Genomic DNA, 17,299 nt, shown 5'->3' with positions numbered 1-17,299 from the left:
TTTTACTTCCCTGCCTTGTCTACTCAGACTTTCTCTCGAAAATCTCTTGTTTTCAGCTTGTTTCCAATTTTTTAAAGAACAGTTGATAAAACTTTTCAGTTATCATCGTTAAATAAACTAAATGAATAAATTTACTTAACGATGATAAGTGGTGGAGATAAGCGGGATCGAACCGCTGACCTCCTGCGTGCAAGGCAGGCGCTCTCCCAGCTGAGCTATATCCCCATTTCATCATAAATCATTACGCCTTTACATCACTCACTCTCAGAGTGGTGGGTCTGAGTGGACTTGAACCACCGACCTCACCCTTATCAGGGGTGCGCTCTAACCACCTGAGCTACAGACCCAAGGGTAATGTTTTCTTCTGCTCATTTGTCTACAACTATCAGTCAATCTGTGTGAGCACTCGCTGTCTCTCGTCTTTGGTAAGGAGGTGATCCAACCGCAGGTTCCCCTACGGTTACCTTGTTACGACTTCACCCCAGTCATGAATCATACCGTGGTAAACGCCCTCCAAAAGGTTAAGCTATCTACTTCTGGTACAACCCACTCCCATGGTGTGACGGGCGGTGTGTACAAGGCCCGGGAACGTATTCACCGCGACATTCTGATTCGCGATTACTAGCGATTCCGACTTCATGGAGTCGAGTTGCAGACTCCAATCCGGACTTAGACGTACTTTCTGAGATTCGCTCCACCTCGCGGCATCGCCGCCCTCTGTATACGCCATTGTAGCACGTGTGTAGCCCTACTCGTAAGGGCCATGATGACTTGACGTCATCCCCACCTTCCTCCAGTTTATCACTGGCAGTCTCCTTTGAGTTCCCGACCGAATCGCTGGCAACAAAGGATAAGGGTTGCGCTCGTTGCGGGACTTAACCCAACATTTCACAACACGAGCTGACGACAGCCATGCAGCACCTGTCTCATGGTTCCCGAAGGCACTCCCGTATCTCTACAGGATTCCATGGATGTCAAGAGTAGGTAAGGTTCTTCGCGTTGCATCGAATTAAACCACATGCTCCACCGCTTGTGCGGGCCCCCGTCAATTCATTTGAGTTTTAACCTTGCGGCCGTACTCCCCAGGCGGTCGATTTATCACGTTAGCTACGGGCACCAAGCTTTAAGCCCAATCCCCAAATCGACAGCGTTTACAGCGTGGACTACCAGGGTATCTAATCCTGTTTGCTCCCCACGCTTTCGCACATGAGCGTCAGTACATTCCCAAGGGGCTGCCTTCGCCTTCGGTATTCCTCCACATCTCTACGCATTTCACCGCTACACGTGGAATTCTACCCCTCCCTAAAGTACTCTAGTTACCCAGTCTGAAATGCAATTCCCAGGTTAAGCCCGGGGCTTTCACACCTCACTTAAATAACCGCCTGCGTGCCCTTTACGCCCAGTTATTCCGATTAACGCTCGCACCCTCCGTATTACCGCGGCTGCTGGCACGGAGTTAGCCGGTGCTTCTTCTGTATTTAACGTCAATAATGTATGCTATTAACATACACTCCTTCCTCAATACCGAAAGAACTTTACAACCCGAAGGCCTTCTTCATTCACGCGGCATGGCTGCGTCAAGGTTCCCCCCATTGCGCAATATTCCCCACTGCTGCCTCCCGTAGGAGTCTGGACCGTGTCTCAGTTCCAGTGTGGCTGGCCATCCTCTCAGACCAGCTAGAGATCGCAGGCTTGGTAGGCCTTTACCCCACCAACTACCTAATCCCACTTGGGCTCATCTCATGGCATGCGGCCTTACGGTCCCGCACTTTCATCTTCCGATACTACGCGGTATTAGCTACAGTTTCCCGTAGTTATCCCCCTCCATAAGCCAGATTCCCAAGCATTACTCACCCGTCCGCCACTCGTCAGCAAGAAAGCAAGCTTTCTCCTGCTACCGTTCGACTTGCATGTGTTAAGCCTGCCGCCAGCGTTCAATCTGAGCCATGATCAAACTCTTCAATTCAAGTTCAATCGCTCAATAAACTGCTTAGCTATAAATAAAACACTACTTAAAAAGTAATTATGAATTTTCAGTTAAGCACCTATTAAGACTTCAAAATTAAAAATATTTTAAAACAAGTCAATCAACAAGTGCCCACACAGATTGTCTGATATATTGTTAAAGAGCAAAAAACAACGACGCACTTGGAAACTTAAAAACTTCACAACAGTGCGTCGTTGTGTGCGGTGCATTATAGGGATTTTCAAAGCCCTTGCAAGTACTTTTTTGTAAAAATATTTAAAAAAATGATCTTTTGATTAAACCTCAATCAATTTATATAAATTTTTCTCCAAAGCTAAACGCCCATTTCATTAATTTGATTAGCGAATTTCTTCACTTTATCCCAATTTGTATATTCGATCTCTTTTTTAGGATCTGTCTCGCCACCAGTAATTTTCATAATAATCTGAATCATAACACGATCAATCCATCTGTATCGTGGATAAAAGAGTGCACCTGCAAATACTGCGGCTAATTTAGGTTTCCATTCTGTACGTTGTAAAAATTTACGTACATAGGTATTACTTTCTGGATTATCTTTGCCCTCTTTACGAGCAGTTAAATTAACCCCAAAAAAAACCGCACTTTTTTGTTCAAGTTGATAACGATTGCTTTCAACAAAGCGATAAAGCGCTTTATTAAAGTGCCCATATCGTATAGATGCACCAACTATTACACGATCAAAAGGCTCAATCGTATAATTCTCCATTAATGCATCTACATAAACCTCTCCATCAATATATCTAGATAAAAAGTCAGCAATTTTTTTCGTCTGTCCATCATGACTTGAATATAATATTAACGTTTTCATTAGTTTTTCCAAAAAGTAGGTGTAAATAAAGCGAGAAGAGTAAAAATTTCAAGTCGCCCACATACCATTGCGATAATTAAAATCCACTTAGCACTATCGGGTATACTCACCATATTACTATTTACTTCCCCTAGTGCTGGTCCTAAATTATTTAGGGTTGCCAATACGGCATTAAAGGCATTAAAAGGCTCAACACCACAAGCAACGACACCAAGTAAACAGATAATAAACACTAGAAGATAAGCTGAAAAGAATGCCCAAATACTACCAATCACTCTTTCATCTAACACATTTCTTCCCCACTTGATAGGGTAAACTAAATTAGGGTGAACAACACGTTTAAGTTCTCGTTTCCCTTGTAAATACAGTACAAGTATACGCGCAACACGTAAACCACCACCGACAGATCCAGCACAACCGCCCATAAATGAAGCCAATATTAAAAGAACAGGTACAAAAGAAGGCCAAACAGTGAAATCAGAAGTTGTATAGCCCGTTGTCGTTGAAATAGATACCGTCTGGAACAATACTTGCTCAAAATCTTTCCAGGATGAAGTAAAATAATTATGACTCCACATCACTAATGTACAGATTATTACTAGTATAGTCTGGATACTTATAAAAAAACGAAATTCAGGGTCACGTAGATAAATCTTAAAAAAATTCTCATGGCCAATGGTCGAAAACGCACGAAAGTGTAATCCAAAATTACAGGCGGAAATCAGTAAAAATAATACGGTGATCAAATTAACTAATGGACTATTAAAATAGCCGATACTCGCATCATGAGTTGAAAAGCCACCGATTGAAACAGTAGAAAAGCTATGAGTTATAGCATCAAAAACTCCCATCCCAGCCAACCAATATGCTAATGCACAAAAAACAGTTAAAGAAATATAAATCACCCAAAGAACTTTTGCTGTTTCAGTAATCCTTGGTCTAATTTTTTGTTCTTTCATTGGCCCCGACATTTCAGCTCTATAAAGTTGCATCCCTCCCACACCTAATAATGGAATGATAGCTATTGCGAGTACAATAATTCCCATTCCACCAAGCCATTGCAAAAATTGACGATAAAATAACATCGCTTTTGGAAGGTTATCCAATCCTCTCATTACTGTTGCACCAGTTGTCGTTAATCCAGAAAATGCTTCAAATGCTGCTGAAGCAACTGTTAAATTTAGTGCATCAAATAATAAAAATGGTAACGTCGCTAAACCACCCAGAACAAACCAAAATGCGACAACAATTAAAAAACCATCACGAGAACGCAATTCTTGTTTATAGTGATGGCAAGGCCACCAGAGCAGTACTCCAACAGTCAAGCTAAAAGTAAATGCCTGTATGAAAGCTTTTCCGCCTCCATCACCATAAATCAATGCAATGAATGCCGGAATAAGCATCGTTCCGGAAAAACAGATAATCAGGATACCAATAATTCGTATTATAGATAAAATATGCACAGTTATTCGCCTATTCAATTGATTTAATCACTAGTTTTCCCATTGATTTATCTCTCAATTCTCTAACAAAAGATTCAACCGTTTGTTTACTAATACCCAATGTTAAAAATACTTGGGACTGAAAATTTTGAGCTAATATTTCTACTTCATACTTATCACAAAGTAACTGTACTAGACTCAATTGACTATAATGACAATCTAAACCAAAAAGGGAACGTTCTACTCTTATTTCTGTTTCTAATAATTTCAATGCTTGCTGTACTCCATTACTATAGGCTCTAACTAATCCTCCTGTACCTAACAAAATTCCACCATAATAACGTACCACTATAGCGCTAATTTCACCAATATTACTACCTTGAAGAACATTAAGCATTGGTTTACCCGCCGTACCTGATGGTTCGCCATCATCAGAAAAAGCAAATTGTAAAGAATCTACTGGATTTCCCATTACCGCAGCCCAACAATGATGGCGCGCTGCTCTATGCTCTCGTTTAATCTCTTTCCAAAAAGCTTTAGCTTCAGCGATCCCTGTAGTCCTCTGTAAATAAGTGATAAAACGGCTTTTCTTAATTTCTTCTTCAAAAATAACCGCACTTTTAGGAACAAGATACGCAGACATATTATTTTTGTTCATTTTTGATTACATCAGCCGTCACTAAAACAAGTAATTTATCAAATACGATATATTCACAGTAATAAAAAAACCCAGTAAAACCTGGGTTATCGTCTAATTATTTCACAACCGTAAATGCTAAAGGACCATATTCCATCTCTCCTAACTTAATAAAGATAGTATATTTACCTCGAGGATCTTTTTGATCAAAACTCCAACAATTTATTACTAATTTCCCATCGTTTAAGGAATCGCGCTGACTCGTTATTGTATGTGTTTTTTTATCTTCAGATGAAGTTACCATTCCTATATCAGATGAAATATAAAAATTTGCTTTAGCTGGAGATGTAAAAATCTCTGTGGCTTGAACTTTCTTTCCAAATGAGCCATTTATTCGCCAGCATAATTGTTGTTTTTTGGAAGAACGTGAAATTTCTAATTTATCTAATAAAACTGGCAGTTTACTTGATACATCATAAACACCTAAATAAAGACGAGATTGTTGTTCTTGAGTATTTGGCGTTTCAGAAATAGCCACTTGAGCACTTAGACTTGCTGATAATGCAGCAATAATTAAAGCTTTTTTCATCATTATATCCCTCTTAATAGAGGTACTGATTATACAAAAAATCGCACAAAAATCTACCGCACTTTCATTTCACTTACTGAACAACCATAACACCAATACATCCCATATCAGCTAACATTAAATTCGATACACCAAATAAAAATGGGTAATTATTTGAAGAAACCTGATCAAACCGAACTAATATATGTGTTTTTCCTTTTACCCAAACAGTATCTTTCCAGGCTAACTCATCCGCTTGATAAATATGATCATCCTGACTTTCTACGACAAATTTTGCGCCCTGAATAGTAAACCCCACAGGTAAATTAGCATTTAAAATCCAACGCTCTACCGTACCTTTTCGAACCACTACATCAATTCTTCTAGGATCAAAACGTCTTTGATTAATTAGCCCATTCGTCACATCAATATTGAACTCACGAATTTGCGCTATAGGTTGAACTAACATTTCTGGTGCATCTGTATCAAAAGTAAGATTTAATGTCTTGCTAAAAACTGTAGCTTCACCTTGTGCTCGTAACTCAATAACTGTGTTATCCAGTAAATCATCACCACTGCTAAAAATATTTTTTACCTTATCTAATACGCCTCGTTTTTTACCATCAATCAATGAAACAGAATCAACCTCACTCATATTAATAAGTACTTCAACTCGCTCTCCTGGAGCAAGAATCACAGACTGAATACTTTTTGCCTTAGGTAAAAACCCCAGATCCTTAGCAATCAATAGCATATTCTGCTCATTATCTAGACGTAAATCATAAGCTCGCGCTAAAGATGCATTTAATAATCGTAAACGAACCCAACCACGAACAACGTTTAAATAGGGTGCTTCTATACCGTTAACTAATAAACGATTTCCAACAAAATTTGGTTGATTTTGCTTAAAAAGTTGAAGGCCATTACTATTAAATGACATATCCTGTAAAATCAAAGGGATATCATCTACACCATATTTATGAGGAATATTCGCCTGAATACTTTGATCATCTTCAACTAACCACATTCCTACAAGCCCTCGGTATGTTTGATAAGCCGAATTCGCTAATATAGAAGAACGGTACCAACACGTTGCCGCAGCTTGCTCAATCGGTACTATCGGAGCCCAAGCCTCGTCTTTTTTTAATACCCTAGCAGCACCGCCAAAGAGCTCCCCTGAAGCCTGCAACCCTTGAATGGACAAAGCTATCGATTGCGGCAAATTATTATGGTAATTTAGTTTGGCAAAATTAGTTGATTTGATTTTTATCGTTGGCCCCAAATAATTGCCATTGAATCCCCATGCTGTTACATTATGCTTTCCATCTAATTCATAATTAACTTCCTGCATAGTAAGCACTATTGGACGTCCTCGACGAACTTCTATCAAAGGTGGAACAATTAATTTATCACGTACAGCAGCCCATAATGGCATTGGTAAACTAAAAAGTGCAGCTGAAATAGTAGTATTTTTTAATAATTGACGACGAGAGAAAGTTTGCATTTTAATTCCTTTTCGCAATTTCCATATCTAATTCAGCAATGCGTTTCTCCATCAAATCATGACAATAAGTAGCAAGATCACGCACATTATCTTTGCTATAACATGAAACATCAATGGGATCTAACATTTCACAAATCACTATTCCATTATTCCAACGATTTAAATTAATTTTATTGTGTGTTGTTGAACAAACAACCGGAATAATTGGTACCCCCGCAGAAATTGCTGCATGAAACGCCCCTGTCTTAAAAGGCAATAACCCACGGCCTCGACTACGAGTACCCTCTGGAAACATCCAAATAGACAAATTGTCTTCATTAATCCGGTGAGCAAGTTGTGCCATAGTACTATGAGCTTTAGTCCGATTCTCACGATCTAAAAATATATTACCTGTAATCCAATATAGGATCCCAAAAAAAGGAATCCAAATTAAACTTTTCTTACCAACACTCACAGTTCGCGGACGAACCATATAAGATATCGTCACCATATCATAATTATTTTGATGATTGCCAATATAAATAGCTGGACTTAATTTATTGATAGAATTTGGAAAACGATATTCTACTTTCAAACCAAACAAAGGATGTAAGCGCCCAAACCAACGAGCCATAATCCCTACATTACTCGGATTTTTAAATCTAATAAATGAATAAACTGTACCCAATACACAAATCAGAATACAACAAACTGTAACAATAAAAATTCTAAGTAGTTTTAACATATCTTGATCCTATTTAATTTTTTAATTCACATCTATAGTTAATAAACTAAAATATAGTTATATTTTTTAAATTATAACAAATTAAGTTATAGTTTACGTCTATCTAGAAGAGGTTAATGGAATATTTATGAAACATTCTTATTTTATTTCTGATTTGCATTTAAGTGAAACAAAACCTGAATTAACCGCACTTTTTATAAGCTTTATACAAAACATCGAACCAGAAACTGAACAAGTTTATATATTAGGTGATTTATTCGATTTCTGGGTTGGTGATGATGAACAGTCCCCACTAATTATAAAAATAAAGAACCTACTAAAATCCTTGCATGATAAAGGAGTACAATGTTATTTCCAACATGGAAATCGCGATTTTCTTATTGGAGAGCGTTTTTCAAAGGAAACAGGAGTTAAATTATTACCAGAATACAAGCTCATCAATCTTTACGGAAAAAATATCTTACTATGTCATGGTGATAGCCTTTGCATTGATGACACTGCCTATCAGAAATTTCGCAACAAAGTTAATAATAAGTGGCTACAACGAATATTTCTATGTTTACCATTAAAACTTAGAATAAAAATTGCTGAAAAAATCCGCTCTAAAAGTAATCAAGATAAACAAAAAAAATCAGTAAAAATCATGGATGTAAATAAAACATTCACTATACAAAAAATGCAGGAGTTTAATGTGGATTTGCTAATTCACGGACATACCCATAGAGAAAATATTCATAAAGAAGAGGGAATGACTAGAATTGTTCTGGGAGACTGGCGCAAGGAACATGCATCTATCTTAGAGTTAAGAGAAGATTCTCTCATTCATTTTAAGAAATAATCATGGACTATTATATAATTTTCTAAAAATCCATAAAACATATTAGAAACTAACGCTCTTCTACTTTATATCATTAATTCTCTAAATATATAAAAAAACCCACTATAAAGTGGGTTTTTCTTAAAATATCAACTACTATTCCTCAGATGCTGTATCGACAACTTCTGGGCGATCAACTAGCTCAATATATGCCATTGGAGCATTATCACCTGCACGGAAGCCACATTTCAAGATGCGAGTGTAGCCACCTGCACGTTGAACAAAACGTGGACCTAATTCATTGAATAATTTTGCAACAGTTTCAACGTTGCGAGTACGAGCGAATGCTAAACGACGGTTTGCAACGCTATCTACTTTTGCTAATGTAATTAACGGTTCAACTACACGGCGTAATTCTTTAGCTTTAGGCAAAGTAGTCTTAATGATTTCATGACTAACTAAAGCACTTGCTAAGTTACGAAACATCGCTTGGCGATGGCTGCTATTACGGTTTAGTTGACGACCACTCTTACGATGGCGCATGATCTTATCCTTCTCAGAAAAATCTTAACCTATGACCAAACTAGTCTTCAGCAATACTTGCTGGTGGCCAATTTTCAAGGCGCATACCAAGTGACAAGCCACGTGAAGCGAGCACATCCTTAATTTCAGTAAGAGATTTCTTACCAAGATTAGGTGTTTTTAATAATTCAACTTCTGTACGTTGTACTAAATCACCGATATAATGAATTGTTTCTGCTTTCAAACAGTTAGCAGAACGAACTGTCAACTCTAAATCATCTACAGGACGTAATAAAATCGGATCAAATTCCGGTTTTTCTTCCTTAATTTCAGGTTGACGAACATCACGCAAATCAACGAATGCATCGAGTTGCTCTGCTAAGATTGTTGCAGCACGACGAATTGCTTCTTCAGGCTCAAGCGTACCATTAGTTTCTAACTCAATAACAAGTTTATCTAGGTCAGTACGCTGTTCAACACGAGCTGCTTCAACATTATATGCAATGCGATCAACCGGGCTGTAACAAGCGTCAACAAGTAAGCGACCAATTGGACGCTCCTCTGCTTGACTATGAGTGCGAGCTGAAGCTGGAACATATCCTCTACCACGCTGAACTCGAATACGCATACTGATGGATGCATTTTCGTCAGTTAAGTGACAGATTACATGATTCGGATTCACAATTTCAACATCACCATCATGGGTAATATCCGCTGCAACAACAGGGCCAATTCCAGATTTATTTAGTGTCAGAATAACATCATCTTTATTCTGTACTTTAACCGCTAGACCTTTAAGGTTTAAAAGAACTTCAAGAATATCTTCTTGAACACCTTCCTTACTACTATATTCGTGCAATACGCCATCAATTTCCACTTCAGTTACAGCACAACCTGGCATTGAAGACAGAAGGATACGACGTAATGCATTACCTAGAGTATGGCCAAAACCACGCTCTAACGGCTCTAAGATCACTTTAGCATGAGTTGAACTAATTTGTTCAATATCTACTAAACGTGGTTTTAAAAATTCTGTAACAGAACCCTGCATTTTATCCTCTCTTTGCTTTTAAGCTTAACTATTATTTAGAGTAAAGCTCAACGATCAGATGTTCGTTAATATCTGCTGATAAATCAGAACGTTCAGGAACACGTTTGAACACACCTTCCATTTTTGCAGAATCAACTTCTAACCATGTTGGTTTTTCTCTTTGTTCTGCTAATTCTAATGATGCTTTAATACGTGCTTGTTTTTTAGATTTCTCACGAACAGCAACAACATCATTTACAGAAACTTGGAAAGATGGAATGTTAACAACACGACCATTTACAACAATCGCTTTATGGCTCACTAATTGGCGAGCTTCTGCACGAGTTGCAGCAAATCCCATGCGATAAACAACGTTATCCAATCTACCTTCTAATAACACTAATAAATTTTCACCAGTGTTACCCTTTAAACGGTTTGCTTCTTTATAGTAGTTACGGAATTGACGTTCTAAAATACCATAGATACGACGAACTTTTTGTTTTTCACGTAATTGACTACCATAGTCAGACAAACGCGGTTTACGAGCACCATGTTGACCAGGTGCTGTATCAATTTTACATTTTGAATCAATCGCACGCACGCCTGATTTAAGAAATAAATCAGTACCTTCACGACGGCTGAGCTTGAGTTTTGGACCCAAATATCTTGCCATTTTCTTTCTCCAACTATCCTATATACGTCTTAAACGCGACGTTTTTTCGGTGGACGACAACCGTTATGAGGAATCGGAGTCACATCAGTAATATTCGTGATACGGAAACCCGCTGCGTTTAACGCGCGAATTGTAGATTCACGACCTGGACCCGGACCTTTAACCATAACTTCCAAGTTCTTTAAGCCGAATTCTTTAACAATTTCAGCACAACGTTCAGCAGCAACTTGCGCAGCGAACGGGGTAGATTTACGAGAACCACGGAAACCTGAACCACCTGCAGTCGCCCATGCTAGAGCGTTACCTTGACGGTCAGTAATAGTAACGATTGTATTATTGAAAGATGCGTGAATATGTGCTACGCCATCTACGACTTGTTTTTTTACACGTTTACGTGCACGAACTGGTGTTTTAGCCATTCTTTATTTACCCCGACTATTTTTTGATCGGCTTACGTGGACCCTTACGGGTACGCGCATTAGTTTTAGTACGTTGACCACGTACCGGTAAACTACGACGGTGACGTAAACCACGATAACAACCTAAGTCTAAAAGACGTTTGATGTTTAGTGTTACTTCACGACGTAAATCACCTTCAACGGTAAATTTACCAACTTCGTCACGCAGTTTGTCAATCTGCTCTTCAGACAATTCTCTGATCTTAACATCTTCAGCAATACCCGCTGCAGCACAAATAGCTTTTGAACGAGTCTTACCAATACCGTAAATTGCAGTTAAAGCGATTACAGCGTGTTTATGATCAGGAATGTTAATGCCTGCAATACGGGCCACTATGCACTCCTATTATTTTAACTAATTTGGTATTCTGATCTTGAAAAGCCCGTTTTCAGGATACTCAAACAGAATACCAAGGACATAAATGAGTTGAGCAGTATAACTGCTCAACTGGTTCTTTGCAAGAAAAAATATGAATTAACCTTGACGTTGTTTATGCTTAGGATCGCTGCACAATACGCGTACAACACCTTCACGTTTAACAATTTTACAGTTGCGACACATTTTCTTTACGGAAGCACGAACTTTCATTGCTTATCCTTTTCTACTAAATGAACAATTATTGTCCAAAACCTTTAAGGTTTGCTTTTTTCAACGCAGATTCATATTGAGACGACATTAAGTGACTCTGAACCTGAACGATGAAATCCATAATTACAACGACTACAATTAAAAGAGATGTTCCCCCGAAGTAGAATTTAACATCCCAAGCCGATGTCATAATATAAGGAACTAAACACACAAACGTTACATAAAGACCGCCAATCAGTGTAAGACGAGTCATAACTTTATCAATATAACGAGAGGTTTGTTCCCCGGGTCTAATTCCTGGAATAAATGCACCAGATTTTTTTAGATTATCTGCTGTATCTCGCGGATTATACTGCATTGCAGTGTAAAAGAAGCTAAAGAAAATAATTGCTACAGCATAAACAAGTAAATAAAGAGGTTGACCAGGATTCAACAACATAGATAAGTTATTTAACCACTCAAACTTATCATTTTGTCCAAACCATTGAGTTAAGGTAGCTGGAAATAAAATAATACTTGAGGCAAAAATTGCCGGCATTACGTTTGCCATATTTACTTTCAATGGTAAATGTGTCGAATGACCACCTAAAATTTGACGACCTTGTTGACGCTTTGCATATTCAACGCGAATTCTGCGCTGCCCTCTTTCAACAAAAACAACGAAATAAGTTACTGCAAATACAATAGCTGCGATCAGAAGAAGCACTAATGGATGCATCTGTCCTTGACGAGCCTGCTCAATAGTTTGAAGTATAGCTGATGGTAAACCAGCTACGATACCGCCAAAAACAAGAATTGAAATACCGTTACCAATACCTCTTTCAGTAATTTGTTCACCTAACCACATGAGGAACATAGTTCCAGTTACTAAGCTAACAACTGAAGTGAAGTAAAAGCCAAATCCAACATTTGGCACTAAGCCAGGTAACATATTTGGTAAACCTGTTGAAATAGCTACTGCCTGAATGGTCGCAAAAACAACTGTCGCATACCGAGTATACTTAGAAATTTTACGTTGACCAGCAGCACCTTCTTTCTTTAATTCTGCTAAAGCAGGAGAAACCGTTGCAAGCAACTGAATTACAATAGATGCCGAGATATACGGCATAATACCTAATGCTAAGATAGATGCACGGCTTAATGCACCACCAGAGAACATGTTAAACATGTCAATGATGGTGCCTTTTTGTTGTTCAACTAATTGAGCTAGCACAGCCGCATCAATACCAGGAACCGGAATGAAAGAACCAATTCGGTAAACGATAAGCGCACCTAAAACGAAAAGTAATCGGTTTTTTAATTCACCTTTACCGCTATTAGTACTTCTTGCTTGATAACCTGGTTGTTTAGCCATTTGCTAATTATTCCTCAACTGAACCGCCAGCAGCTTCAATTGCTGCTTTTGCACCCTTAGTTACACGCAAACCACGAACTGTTACTGCAGATTTCACTTCACCCGCTAAAACTACTTTAGCGAATTGAATATCTTTAGTTAAGATATTTGCTGCTTTTAATGTTTCTAAGGTTACTACATTACCTTCAACTTTGGTTAACTCATTCAAACGAACTTCTGCAGTTACAGCAGCCTTCATTGAAGTAAAACCAAATTTTGGTAAACGACGGTATAACGGCATTTGACCACCTTCGAAACCGCGACGAACACCGCCACCAGTACGAGATTTTTGACCTTTATGACCACGGCCACCAGTCTTGCCTAAACCTGAACCAATACCACGACCGAGGCGTTTAGCGCTATGCTTTGCACCTTCAGCCGGAGATAGAGTATTTAAACGCATCTCTTACTCCTCCACTTTAACCATGTATGAAACTTGGTTAATCATACCACGTACTGCAGGCGTATCAATTAACTCAACAGTGTGGTGCATATGGCGAAGACCAAGACCACGCAAGGTAGCTTTATGCTTCGGTAAACGAGCAATTGAGCTACGAACTTGTGTTACTTTAATAGTTTTAGCCATTATTCATTACCCCAAGATTTCATCAACAGTTTTACCGCGTTTTGCAGCAACCATTTCTGGTGATTTCATGTTTGCTAATGCATCAATAGTTGCGCGAACAACGTTAATTGGGTTGGTAGAACCATACGCTTTAGAAAGAACGTTACGTACACCTGCAACTTCTAATACTGCACGCATTGCACCACCTGCGATGATACCTGTACCTTCGCTTGCTGGTTGCATAAATACACGTGAACCAGTATGAACACCTTTAACTGGATGCTGTAATGTACCTTCATTCAAAGCAACGTTAATCATATTACGACGTGCTTTTTCCATTGCTTTTTGGATCGCTGCTGGAACTTCGCGTGCTTTACCATAACCAAAACCTACTCGGCCATTACCATCGCCCACCACAGTTAATGCAGTGAAACTCATAATACGACCACCTTTTACAGTTTTTGATACACGGTTTACTGCGATTAGCTTCTCTTGCAGTTCACCAGCTTGTTTTTCGATGTTTGACATCTCAATTTACCTCATTAGAACTGTAGACCAGCTTCACGTGCAGCGTCCGCTAAAGTTTGGACACGACCATGATATTTAAAACCGGAACGATCAAAAGCAACAGCTTGAACGCCTTTTGCTAATGCGCGTTCTGCAACAGCTTTACCTACTGCAGCAGCAGCATCTTTATTACCGGTGTATTTTACTTGCTCACGAATTGCTTTCTCAACAGTTGAAGCAGCGGCAAGCACTTCTGAACCGTTTGGTGCAATAACTTGTGCATAAATATGACGCGGAGTGCGGTGAATAACTAAACGAGTTACACCTTGCTCTCTCATCATATGACGTGCACGAGCTGCACGACGGATACGAGCTGATTTCTTATCCATAGTGTTACCTTAATTATTTCTTCTTAGCCTCTTTGATACGTACCACTTCATCAGCGTAACGTACCCCTTTACCTTTATAAGGTTCAGGACGGCGATAAGCACGAATATCTGCTGCAACTTGACCGATCAACTGTTTGTCTGCACCTTTCAACACGATTTCGGTTTGAGATGGACATTCTGCAGTAATACCTGCCGGTAAAGTGTGCTCTACTGGGTGAGAATAGCCTAAACTTAATGCAATTGCATTGCCTTTAAGTTGAGCTCTGTAACCTACACCCACCAATACTAATTTTTTAGTGAAACCTTCAGTAACACCGATAACCATTGCATTAACTAACGCACGTGCGGTACCCGATTGAGCATTTGCTTCAACAAAACCTTCACGTGGAGTGAACGTAAATTGTCCGTTATCTTGTTTTACTTCAACTGATTCATGAATTTTGCGAGATAACTCGCCATTTTTACCTTTTACTGTTAATAGCTGACCGTCGAGTTTAACTTCAACGCCGGCAGGAATATTAACAGGTGCCTTTGCAACACGAGACATTTTCCTACCTCTCTATTAAGCTACATAACAGATGATCTCACCGCCTAAACCTGCTTGACGAGCAGCGCGGTCAGTCATAACACCTTTAGATGTAGAAATAACTGCAACACCTAAACCGCCCATAACTTTTGGTAATTCATCTTTACGTTTGTAAATACGAAGACCAGGACGACTTACACGTTGGATGCTTTCTACAACTGGTTTGCCTTGGAAATATTTTAAAGTAATTTCCAATTCAGGTTTAGCACCTTCTAAAACTTTTACGCTTTCGATATAACCTTCAGCAGCTAATACGTTGGCAATTGCCACTTTTAGCTTGGAAGAAGGCATATTGATTGCAACTTTGTTCGCAGCTTGACCGTTACGAATACGGGTCAGCATATCTGCGATTGGATCTTGCATACTCATTGTACTTTTTCTCCGATTCCAAAATAAAGTGGTATATTACCAGCTCGCTTTTTTAAGGCCTGGGATTTCACCGCGCATTGCAGCTTCACGAACCTTAATTCGGCTTAAACCAAACTTACGTAAAACGCCATGAGGACGTCCAGTTTGGCGGCAACGGTTACGTTGACGAGATGGGCTAGAATCACGTGGTAAAGTTTGTAACTTTAACACTGCATCCCAACGATCTTCATCAGAGGCATTGACATCAGAAATGATTTTCTTTAATTCAACACGTTTTGTGTAGAATTTTTCAGCCAATTTAACGCGTTTTACATCGCGTGCTTTCATTGATTGTTTAGCCATTATAACCTGCCTTATTTACGGAATGGGAAATTAAAGGCAGCAAGTAGTGCTTGACCTTCTTCATCATTCTTAGCAGTAGTTGTGATAGTGATATCTAAACCACGTACACGATCTACTTTATCGTAATCGATTTCAGGGAAGATGATTTGTTCACGCACACCCATGCTATAGTTACCACGACCATCGAATGATTTCGCGCTTAAACCGCGGAAGTCACGAATACGTGGAACAGCAATTGTAATTAAACGTTCAAAGAACTCCCACATACGCTCACCGCGTAGTGTTACTTTACAACCGATTGGATATCCCTGACGGATTTTAAAGCCAGCAACAGATTTACGAGCTTTAGTTACTAAAGGTTTTTGACCGCTGATTGCTGCTAAGTCCGCTACTGCGTTGTCTAGCAATTTTTTGTCGGTCAATGCTTCACCCACACCCATATTCAGGGTAATCTTTTCGATTCGTGGGACTTGCATGACAGATTTGTAGCCGAATTTATTTTTTAATTCGCTTACTACTTGATCTCTGTAGTAATCATGCAGTTTCGCCATCGCATTACTCCAGTTTGTTAGATAATTTCATTGTTAGATTTGAAGAAACGTACTTTTTTGCCGTCTTCGAATCTAAAACCTACACGGTCAGCTTTATTTGTTTTAGGATTGAAAATCGCAACATTTGAAGCGTCAATTGCAGCTTCTTTTTTCACTAAACCACCAGCTTTTCCTAATGCAGGAACTGGTTTTTCATGTTTAGTAATGATGTTGATACCTTCAACAAACACTTTACCGTTTGGTAACACTTTAGTTACCTTGCCACGTTTGCCCTTATCTTTACCAGTAAGAACAATTACTTCATCATTTTGACGGATTTTAGCAGCCATTACATTCCCCTTACAGTACTTCTGGAGCTAAAGAAATGATCTTCATGAATTTCTCAGAACGAAGTTCACGAGTCACTGGTCCAAAAATACGAGTACCGATTGGTTGCTCAGTGTTATTATTTAAAATTACACAAGCGTTACCATCGAAACGAATAACTGAGCCATCTGGGCGACGAACACCCTTCTTGGTGCGCACAACAACTGCTTTTAATACATCACCTTTTTTTACTTTACCGCGTGGAATTGCTTCTTTTACAGTAATTTTGATGATGTCACCAATCGCAGCATAACGACGGTGCGATCCACCTAGAACCTTGATACACATTACGCTGCGAGCGCCTGAATTATCAGCAACATCCAGCATAGTCTGTTCTTGGATCATATTAGTGCTCCGTTAAGATTAAAAAAACACCCTTTCGGGACGAACCCATCCGCACTACTCGGATAGAACGGCGGATAGGTAGCGGATTTTATCAAAAGAAAAAGAG

24 protein-coding genes, 2 tRNA genes and 1 rRNA gene are annotated in these 17,299 nt (G+C 39.0%); 1 reads left to right on the top strand and 26 read right to left on the bottom strand.

The window, feature by feature from the left end; all coding sequences use genetic code 11:
- Nucleotides 1-149 precede the first annotated feature (149 nt).
- The 9 genes from C3V42_RS05215 to C3V42_RS05175 all read right to left on the bottom strand — a co-directional run bounded on the left by C3V42_RS05215 (nucleotide 150) and on the right by C3V42_RS05175 (nucleotide 7,691).
- Nucleotides 150-225 (bottom strand) — tRNA-Ala (locus tag C3V42_RS05215).
- A 45-nt stretch (nucleotides 226-270) separates the two neighbouring features.
- Nucleotides 271-347 (bottom strand) — tRNA-Ile (locus C3V42_RS05210).
- A gap of 79 nt (nucleotides 348-426) precedes the next feature.
- Nucleotides 427-1,966, bottom strand: a 16S ribosomal RNA gene (locus C3V42_RS05205).
- Nucleotides 1,967-2,300: 334 nt separating this feature from the next.
- Nucleotides 2,301-2,816, bottom strand: a complete 516-nt coding sequence (gene hemG, locus C3V42_RS05200; protein WP_106013889.1) for a menaquinone-dependent protoporphyrinogen IX dehydrogenase — start codon at nucleotides 2,814-2,816, stop codon at nucleotides 2,301-2,303.
- Nucleotides 2,816-4,279 (bottom strand): TrkH family potassium uptake protein, encoded by a 1,464-nt coding sequence (locus C3V42_RS05195; protein WP_106013888.1) that lies wholly within the window; start codon nucleotides 4,277-4,279, stop codon nucleotides 2,816-2,818. Before C3V42_RS05195 ends, hemG begins: the two co-directional genes overlap by 1 nt.
- 10 nt (nucleotides 4,280-4,289) lie before the next feature.
- Nucleotides 4,290-4,901, bottom strand: a complete 612-nt coding sequence (locus tag C3V42_RS05190) for a YigZ family protein (protein WP_106013887.1) — start codon at nucleotides 4,899-4,901, stop codon at nucleotides 4,290-4,292.
- Nucleotides 4,902-5,013: 112 nt separating this feature from the next.
- On the bottom strand, nucleotides 5,014-5,484 hold the full coding sequence (locus tag C3V42_RS05185; RefSeq protein ID WP_106014312.1) for a hypothetical protein: 471 nt from the start codon (nucleotides 5,482-5,484) through the stop codon (nucleotides 5,014-5,016).
- 73 nt (nucleotides 5,485-5,557) lie between these two features.
- On the bottom strand, nucleotides 5,558-6,967 hold the full coding sequence (locus C3V42_RS05180; protein ID WP_106013886.1) for a multicopper oxidase domain-containing protein: 1,410 nt from the start codon (nucleotides 6,965-6,967) through the stop codon (nucleotides 5,558-5,560).
- A gap of 1 nt (nucleotide 6,968) precedes the next feature.
- Nucleotides 6,969-7,691: a 1-acylglycerol-3-phosphate O-acyltransferase gene (locus C3V42_RS05175; protein WP_106013885.1), complete on the bottom strand. Its 723-nt coding sequence runs from the start codon at nucleotides 7,689-7,691 to the stop codon at nucleotides 6,969-6,971.
- Between the two features lie 127 nt (nucleotides 7,692-7,818).
- On the opposite strand from C3V42_RS05175, the gene lpxH reads away from it, so the two are divergent.
- A complete protein-coding gene (gene lpxH / locus C3V42_RS05170; protein ID WP_106013884.1) occupies nucleotides 7,819-8,529 on the top strand; it encodes a UDP-2,3-diacylglucosamine diphosphatase in 711 nt (236 codons plus the stop codon).
- A 135-nt stretch (nucleotides 8,530-8,664) separates the two neighbouring features.
- Here lpxH and rplQ read toward each other — a convergent pair whose 3' ends face one another.
- The 17 genes from rplQ to rplN all read right to left on the bottom strand — a co-directional run bounded on the left by rplQ (nucleotide 8,665) and on the right by rplN (nucleotide 17,193).
- Entirely contained in the window at nucleotides 8,665-9,051 is a 387-nt protein-coding gene (gene rplQ / locus C3V42_RS05165; protein ID WP_106013883.1) for a 50S ribosomal protein L17, read from the bottom strand.
- Nucleotides 9,052-9,091: 40 nt separating this feature from the next.
- Nucleotides 9,092-10,081 carry a DNA-directed RNA polymerase subunit alpha gene (rpoA, locus tag C3V42_RS05160; protein ID WP_005625865.1) on the bottom strand — a complete coding sequence of 330 codons (990 nt, stop codon included), beginning with the start codon at nucleotides 10,079-10,081 and terminating at the stop codon, nucleotides 9,092-9,094.
- Between the two features lie 31 nt (nucleotides 10,082-10,112).
- Nucleotides 10,113-10,733, bottom strand: coding sequence for a 30S ribosomal protein S4 (gene rpsD / locus C3V42_RS05155; protein ID WP_005625866.1), 621 nt, complete (start codon nucleotides 10,731-10,733; stop codon nucleotides 10,113-10,115).
- A 29-nt stretch (nucleotides 10,734-10,762) separates the two neighbouring features.
- Nucleotides 10,763-11,152 (bottom strand): 30S ribosomal protein S11, encoded by a 390-nt coding sequence (gene rpsK / locus C3V42_RS05150; protein ID WP_005543603.1) that lies wholly within the window; start codon nucleotides 11,150-11,152, stop codon nucleotides 10,763-10,765.
- A 16-nt stretch (nucleotides 11,153-11,168) separates the two neighbouring features.
- Entirely contained in the window at nucleotides 11,169-11,525 is a 357-nt protein-coding gene (gene rpsM, locus C3V42_RS05145; protein WP_005625867.1) for a 30S ribosomal protein S13, read from the bottom strand.
- Between the two features lie 141 nt (nucleotides 11,526-11,666).
- The gene (gene rpmJ, locus C3V42_RS05140) at nucleotides 11,667-11,780 is read right to left on the bottom strand and encodes a 50S ribosomal protein L36 (protein ID WP_005625868.1); all 114 of its coding nucleotides are present in this window, start codon (nucleotides 11,778-11,780) and stop codon (nucleotides 11,667-11,669) included.
- A 28-nt stretch (nucleotides 11,781-11,808) separates the two neighbouring features.
- Nucleotides 11,809-13,134: a preprotein translocase subunit SecY gene (secY, locus tag C3V42_RS05135; RefSeq protein ID WP_106013882.1), complete on the bottom strand. Its 1,326-nt coding sequence runs from the start codon at nucleotides 13,132-13,134 to the stop codon at nucleotides 11,809-11,811.
- 7 nt (nucleotides 13,135-13,141) lie between these two features.
- On the bottom strand, nucleotides 13,142-13,576 hold the full coding sequence (rplO, locus tag C3V42_RS05130; protein ID WP_005625870.1) for a 50S ribosomal protein L15: 435 nt from the start codon (nucleotides 13,574-13,576) through the stop codon (nucleotides 13,142-13,144).
- A 3-nt stretch (nucleotides 13,577-13,579) separates the two neighbouring features.
- Complete coding sequence (gene rpmD / locus C3V42_RS05125; protein ID WP_005543631.1) at nucleotides 13,580-13,759, bottom strand: 50S ribosomal protein L30; 180 nt, start codon at nucleotides 13,757-13,759, stop codon at nucleotides 13,580-13,582.
- 6 nt (nucleotides 13,760-13,765) lie between these two features.
- Entirely contained in the window at nucleotides 13,766-14,266 is a 501-nt protein-coding gene (rpsE, locus tag C3V42_RS05120; protein WP_046943115.1) for a 30S ribosomal protein S5, read from the bottom strand.
- Nucleotides 14,267-14,280: 14 nt separating this feature from the next.
- A complete protein-coding gene (gene rplR, locus C3V42_RS05115; protein ID WP_005625873.1) occupies nucleotides 14,281-14,634 on the bottom strand; it encodes a 50S ribosomal protein L18 in 354 nt (117 codons plus the stop codon).
- Nucleotides 14,635-14,647: 13 nt separating this feature from the next.
- A complete protein-coding gene (gene rplF, locus C3V42_RS05110) occupies nucleotides 14,648-15,181 on the bottom strand; it encodes a 50S ribosomal protein L6 (protein ID WP_005625876.1) in 534 nt (177 codons plus the stop codon).
- Nucleotides 15,182-15,196: 15 nt separating this feature from the next.
- Nucleotides 15,197-15,589 (bottom strand): 30S ribosomal protein S8, encoded by a 393-nt coding sequence (gene rpsH, locus C3V42_RS05105; protein WP_005625877.1) that lies wholly within the window; start codon nucleotides 15,587-15,589, stop codon nucleotides 15,197-15,199.
- A 36-nt stretch (nucleotides 15,590-15,625) separates the two neighbouring features.
- Nucleotides 15,626-15,931, bottom strand: coding sequence for a 30S ribosomal protein S14 (gene rpsN / locus C3V42_RS05100; protein WP_012055231.1), 306 nt, complete (start codon nucleotides 15,929-15,931; stop codon nucleotides 15,626-15,628).
- Between the two features lie 11 nt (nucleotides 15,932-15,942).
- Nucleotides 15,943-16,482, bottom strand: coding sequence for a 50S ribosomal protein L5 (rplE, locus tag C3V42_RS05095; protein WP_005625881.1), 540 nt, complete (start codon nucleotides 16,480-16,482; stop codon nucleotides 15,943-15,945).
- A 17-nt stretch (nucleotides 16,483-16,499) separates the two neighbouring features.
- Entirely contained in the window at nucleotides 16,500-16,811 is a 312-nt protein-coding gene (rplX, locus tag C3V42_RS05090; RefSeq protein WP_005635734.1) for a 50S ribosomal protein L24, read from the bottom strand.
- A 10-nt stretch (nucleotides 16,812-16,821) separates the two neighbouring features.
- Complete coding sequence (gene rplN, locus C3V42_RS05085) at nucleotides 16,822-17,193, bottom strand: 50S ribosomal protein L14 (RefSeq protein WP_005548786.1); 372 nt, start codon at nucleotides 17,191-17,193, stop codon at nucleotides 16,822-16,824.
- Between the last annotated feature and the right edge of the window lie 106 nt (nucleotides 17,194-17,299).

It is taken from the genome of Haemophilus sp. oral taxon 036 (assembly GCF_002998595.1).
Lineage (GTDB): Bacteria > Pseudomonadota > Gammaproteobacteria > Enterobacterales > Pasteurellaceae > Haemophilus > Haemophilus haemolyticus_K.
The sequence above is the reverse complement of the archived record's forward strand: the minus strand, read 5'-3'. Positions and strand labels throughout refer to the sequence as shown.

Excerpts from the sequence above, each read along its gene's own strand:
- hemG (WP_106013889.1), bottom strand. The coding sequence starts at position 2,816 with ATGAAAACGTTAATATTATATTCAAGTCATGATGGACAGACGAAAAAA.
- C3V42_RS05190 (WP_106013887.1), bottom strand. The coding sequence starts at position 4,901 with ATGTCTGCGTATCTTGTTCCTAAAAGTGCGGTTATTTTTGAAGAAGAA.
- C3V42_RS05185 (WP_106014312.1), bottom strand. The coding sequence starts at position 5,484 with ATGAAAAAAGCTTTAATTATTGCTGCATTATCAGCAAGTCTAAGTGCT.
- C3V42_RS05180 (WP_106013886.1), bottom strand. The coding sequence starts at position 6,967 with ATGCAAACTTTCTCTCGTCGTCAATTATTAAAAAATACTACTATTTCA.
- C3V42_RS05175 (WP_106013885.1), bottom strand. The coding sequence starts at position 7,691 with ATGTTAAAACTACTTAGAATTTTTATTGTTACAGTTTGTTGTATTCTG.
- lpxH (WP_106013884.1), top strand. The coding sequence starts at position 7,819 with ATGAAACATTCTTATTTTATTTCTGATTTGCATTTAAGTGAAACAAAA.
- rplQ (WP_106013883.1), bottom strand. The coding sequence starts at position 9,051 with ATGCGCCATCGTAAGAGTGGTCGTCAACTAAACCGTAATAGCAGCCAT.
- rpoA (WP_005625865.1), bottom strand. The coding sequence starts at position 10,081 with ATGCAGGGTTCTGTTACAGAATTTTTAAAACCACGTTTAGTAGATATT.
- rpsD (WP_005625866.1), bottom strand. The coding sequence starts at position 10,733 with ATGGCAAGATATTTGGGTCCAAAACTCAAGCTCAGCCGTCGTGAAGGT.
- rpsK (WP_005543603.1), bottom strand. The coding sequence starts at position 11,152 with ATGGCTAAAACACCAGTTCGTGCACGTAAACGTGTAAAAAAACAAGTC.
- rpmJ (WP_005625868.1), bottom strand. The coding sequence starts at position 11,780 with ATGAAAGTTCGTGCTTCCGTAAAGAAAATGTGTCGCAACTGTAAAATT.
- secY (WP_106013882.1), bottom strand. The coding sequence starts at position 13,134 with ATGGCTAAACAACCAGGTTATCAAGCAAGAAGTACTAATAGCGGTAAA.
- rplO (WP_005625870.1), bottom strand. The coding sequence starts at position 13,576 with ATGCGTTTAAATACTCTATCTCCGGCTGAAGGTGCAAAGCATAGCGCT.
- rpmD (WP_005543631.1), bottom strand. The coding sequence starts at position 13,759 with ATGGCTAAAACTATTAAAGTAACACAAGTTCGTAGCTCAATTGCTCGT.
- rpsE (WP_046943115.1), bottom strand. The coding sequence starts at position 14,266 with ATGTCAAACATCGAAAAACAAGCTGGTGAACTGCAAGAGAAGCTAATC.
- rplR (WP_005625873.1), bottom strand. The coding sequence starts at position 14,634 with ATGGATAAGAAATCAGCTCGTATCCGTCGTGCAGCTCGTGCACGTCAT.
- rplF (WP_005625876.1), bottom strand. The coding sequence starts at position 15,181 with ATGTCTCGTGTTGCAAAGGCACCTGTTAATATTCCTGCCGGCGTTGAA.
- rpsH (WP_005625877.1), bottom strand. The coding sequence starts at position 15,589 with ATGAGTATGCAAGATCCAATCGCAGATATGCTGACCCGTATTCGTAAC.
- rpsN (WP_012055231.1), bottom strand. The coding sequence starts at position 15,931 with ATGGCTAAACAATCAATGAAAGCACGCGATGTAAAACGCGTTAAATTG.
- rplE (WP_005625881.1), bottom strand. The coding sequence starts at position 16,482 with ATGGCGAAACTGCATGATTACTACAGAGATCAAGTAGTAAGCGAATTA.
- rplX (WP_005635734.1), bottom strand. The coding sequence starts at position 16,811 with ATGGCTGCTAAAATCCGTCAAAATGATGAAGTAATTGTTCTTACTGGT.
- rplN (WP_005548786.1), bottom strand. The coding sequence starts at position 17,193 with ATGATCCAAGAACAGACTATGCTGGATGTTGCTGATAATTCAGGCGCT.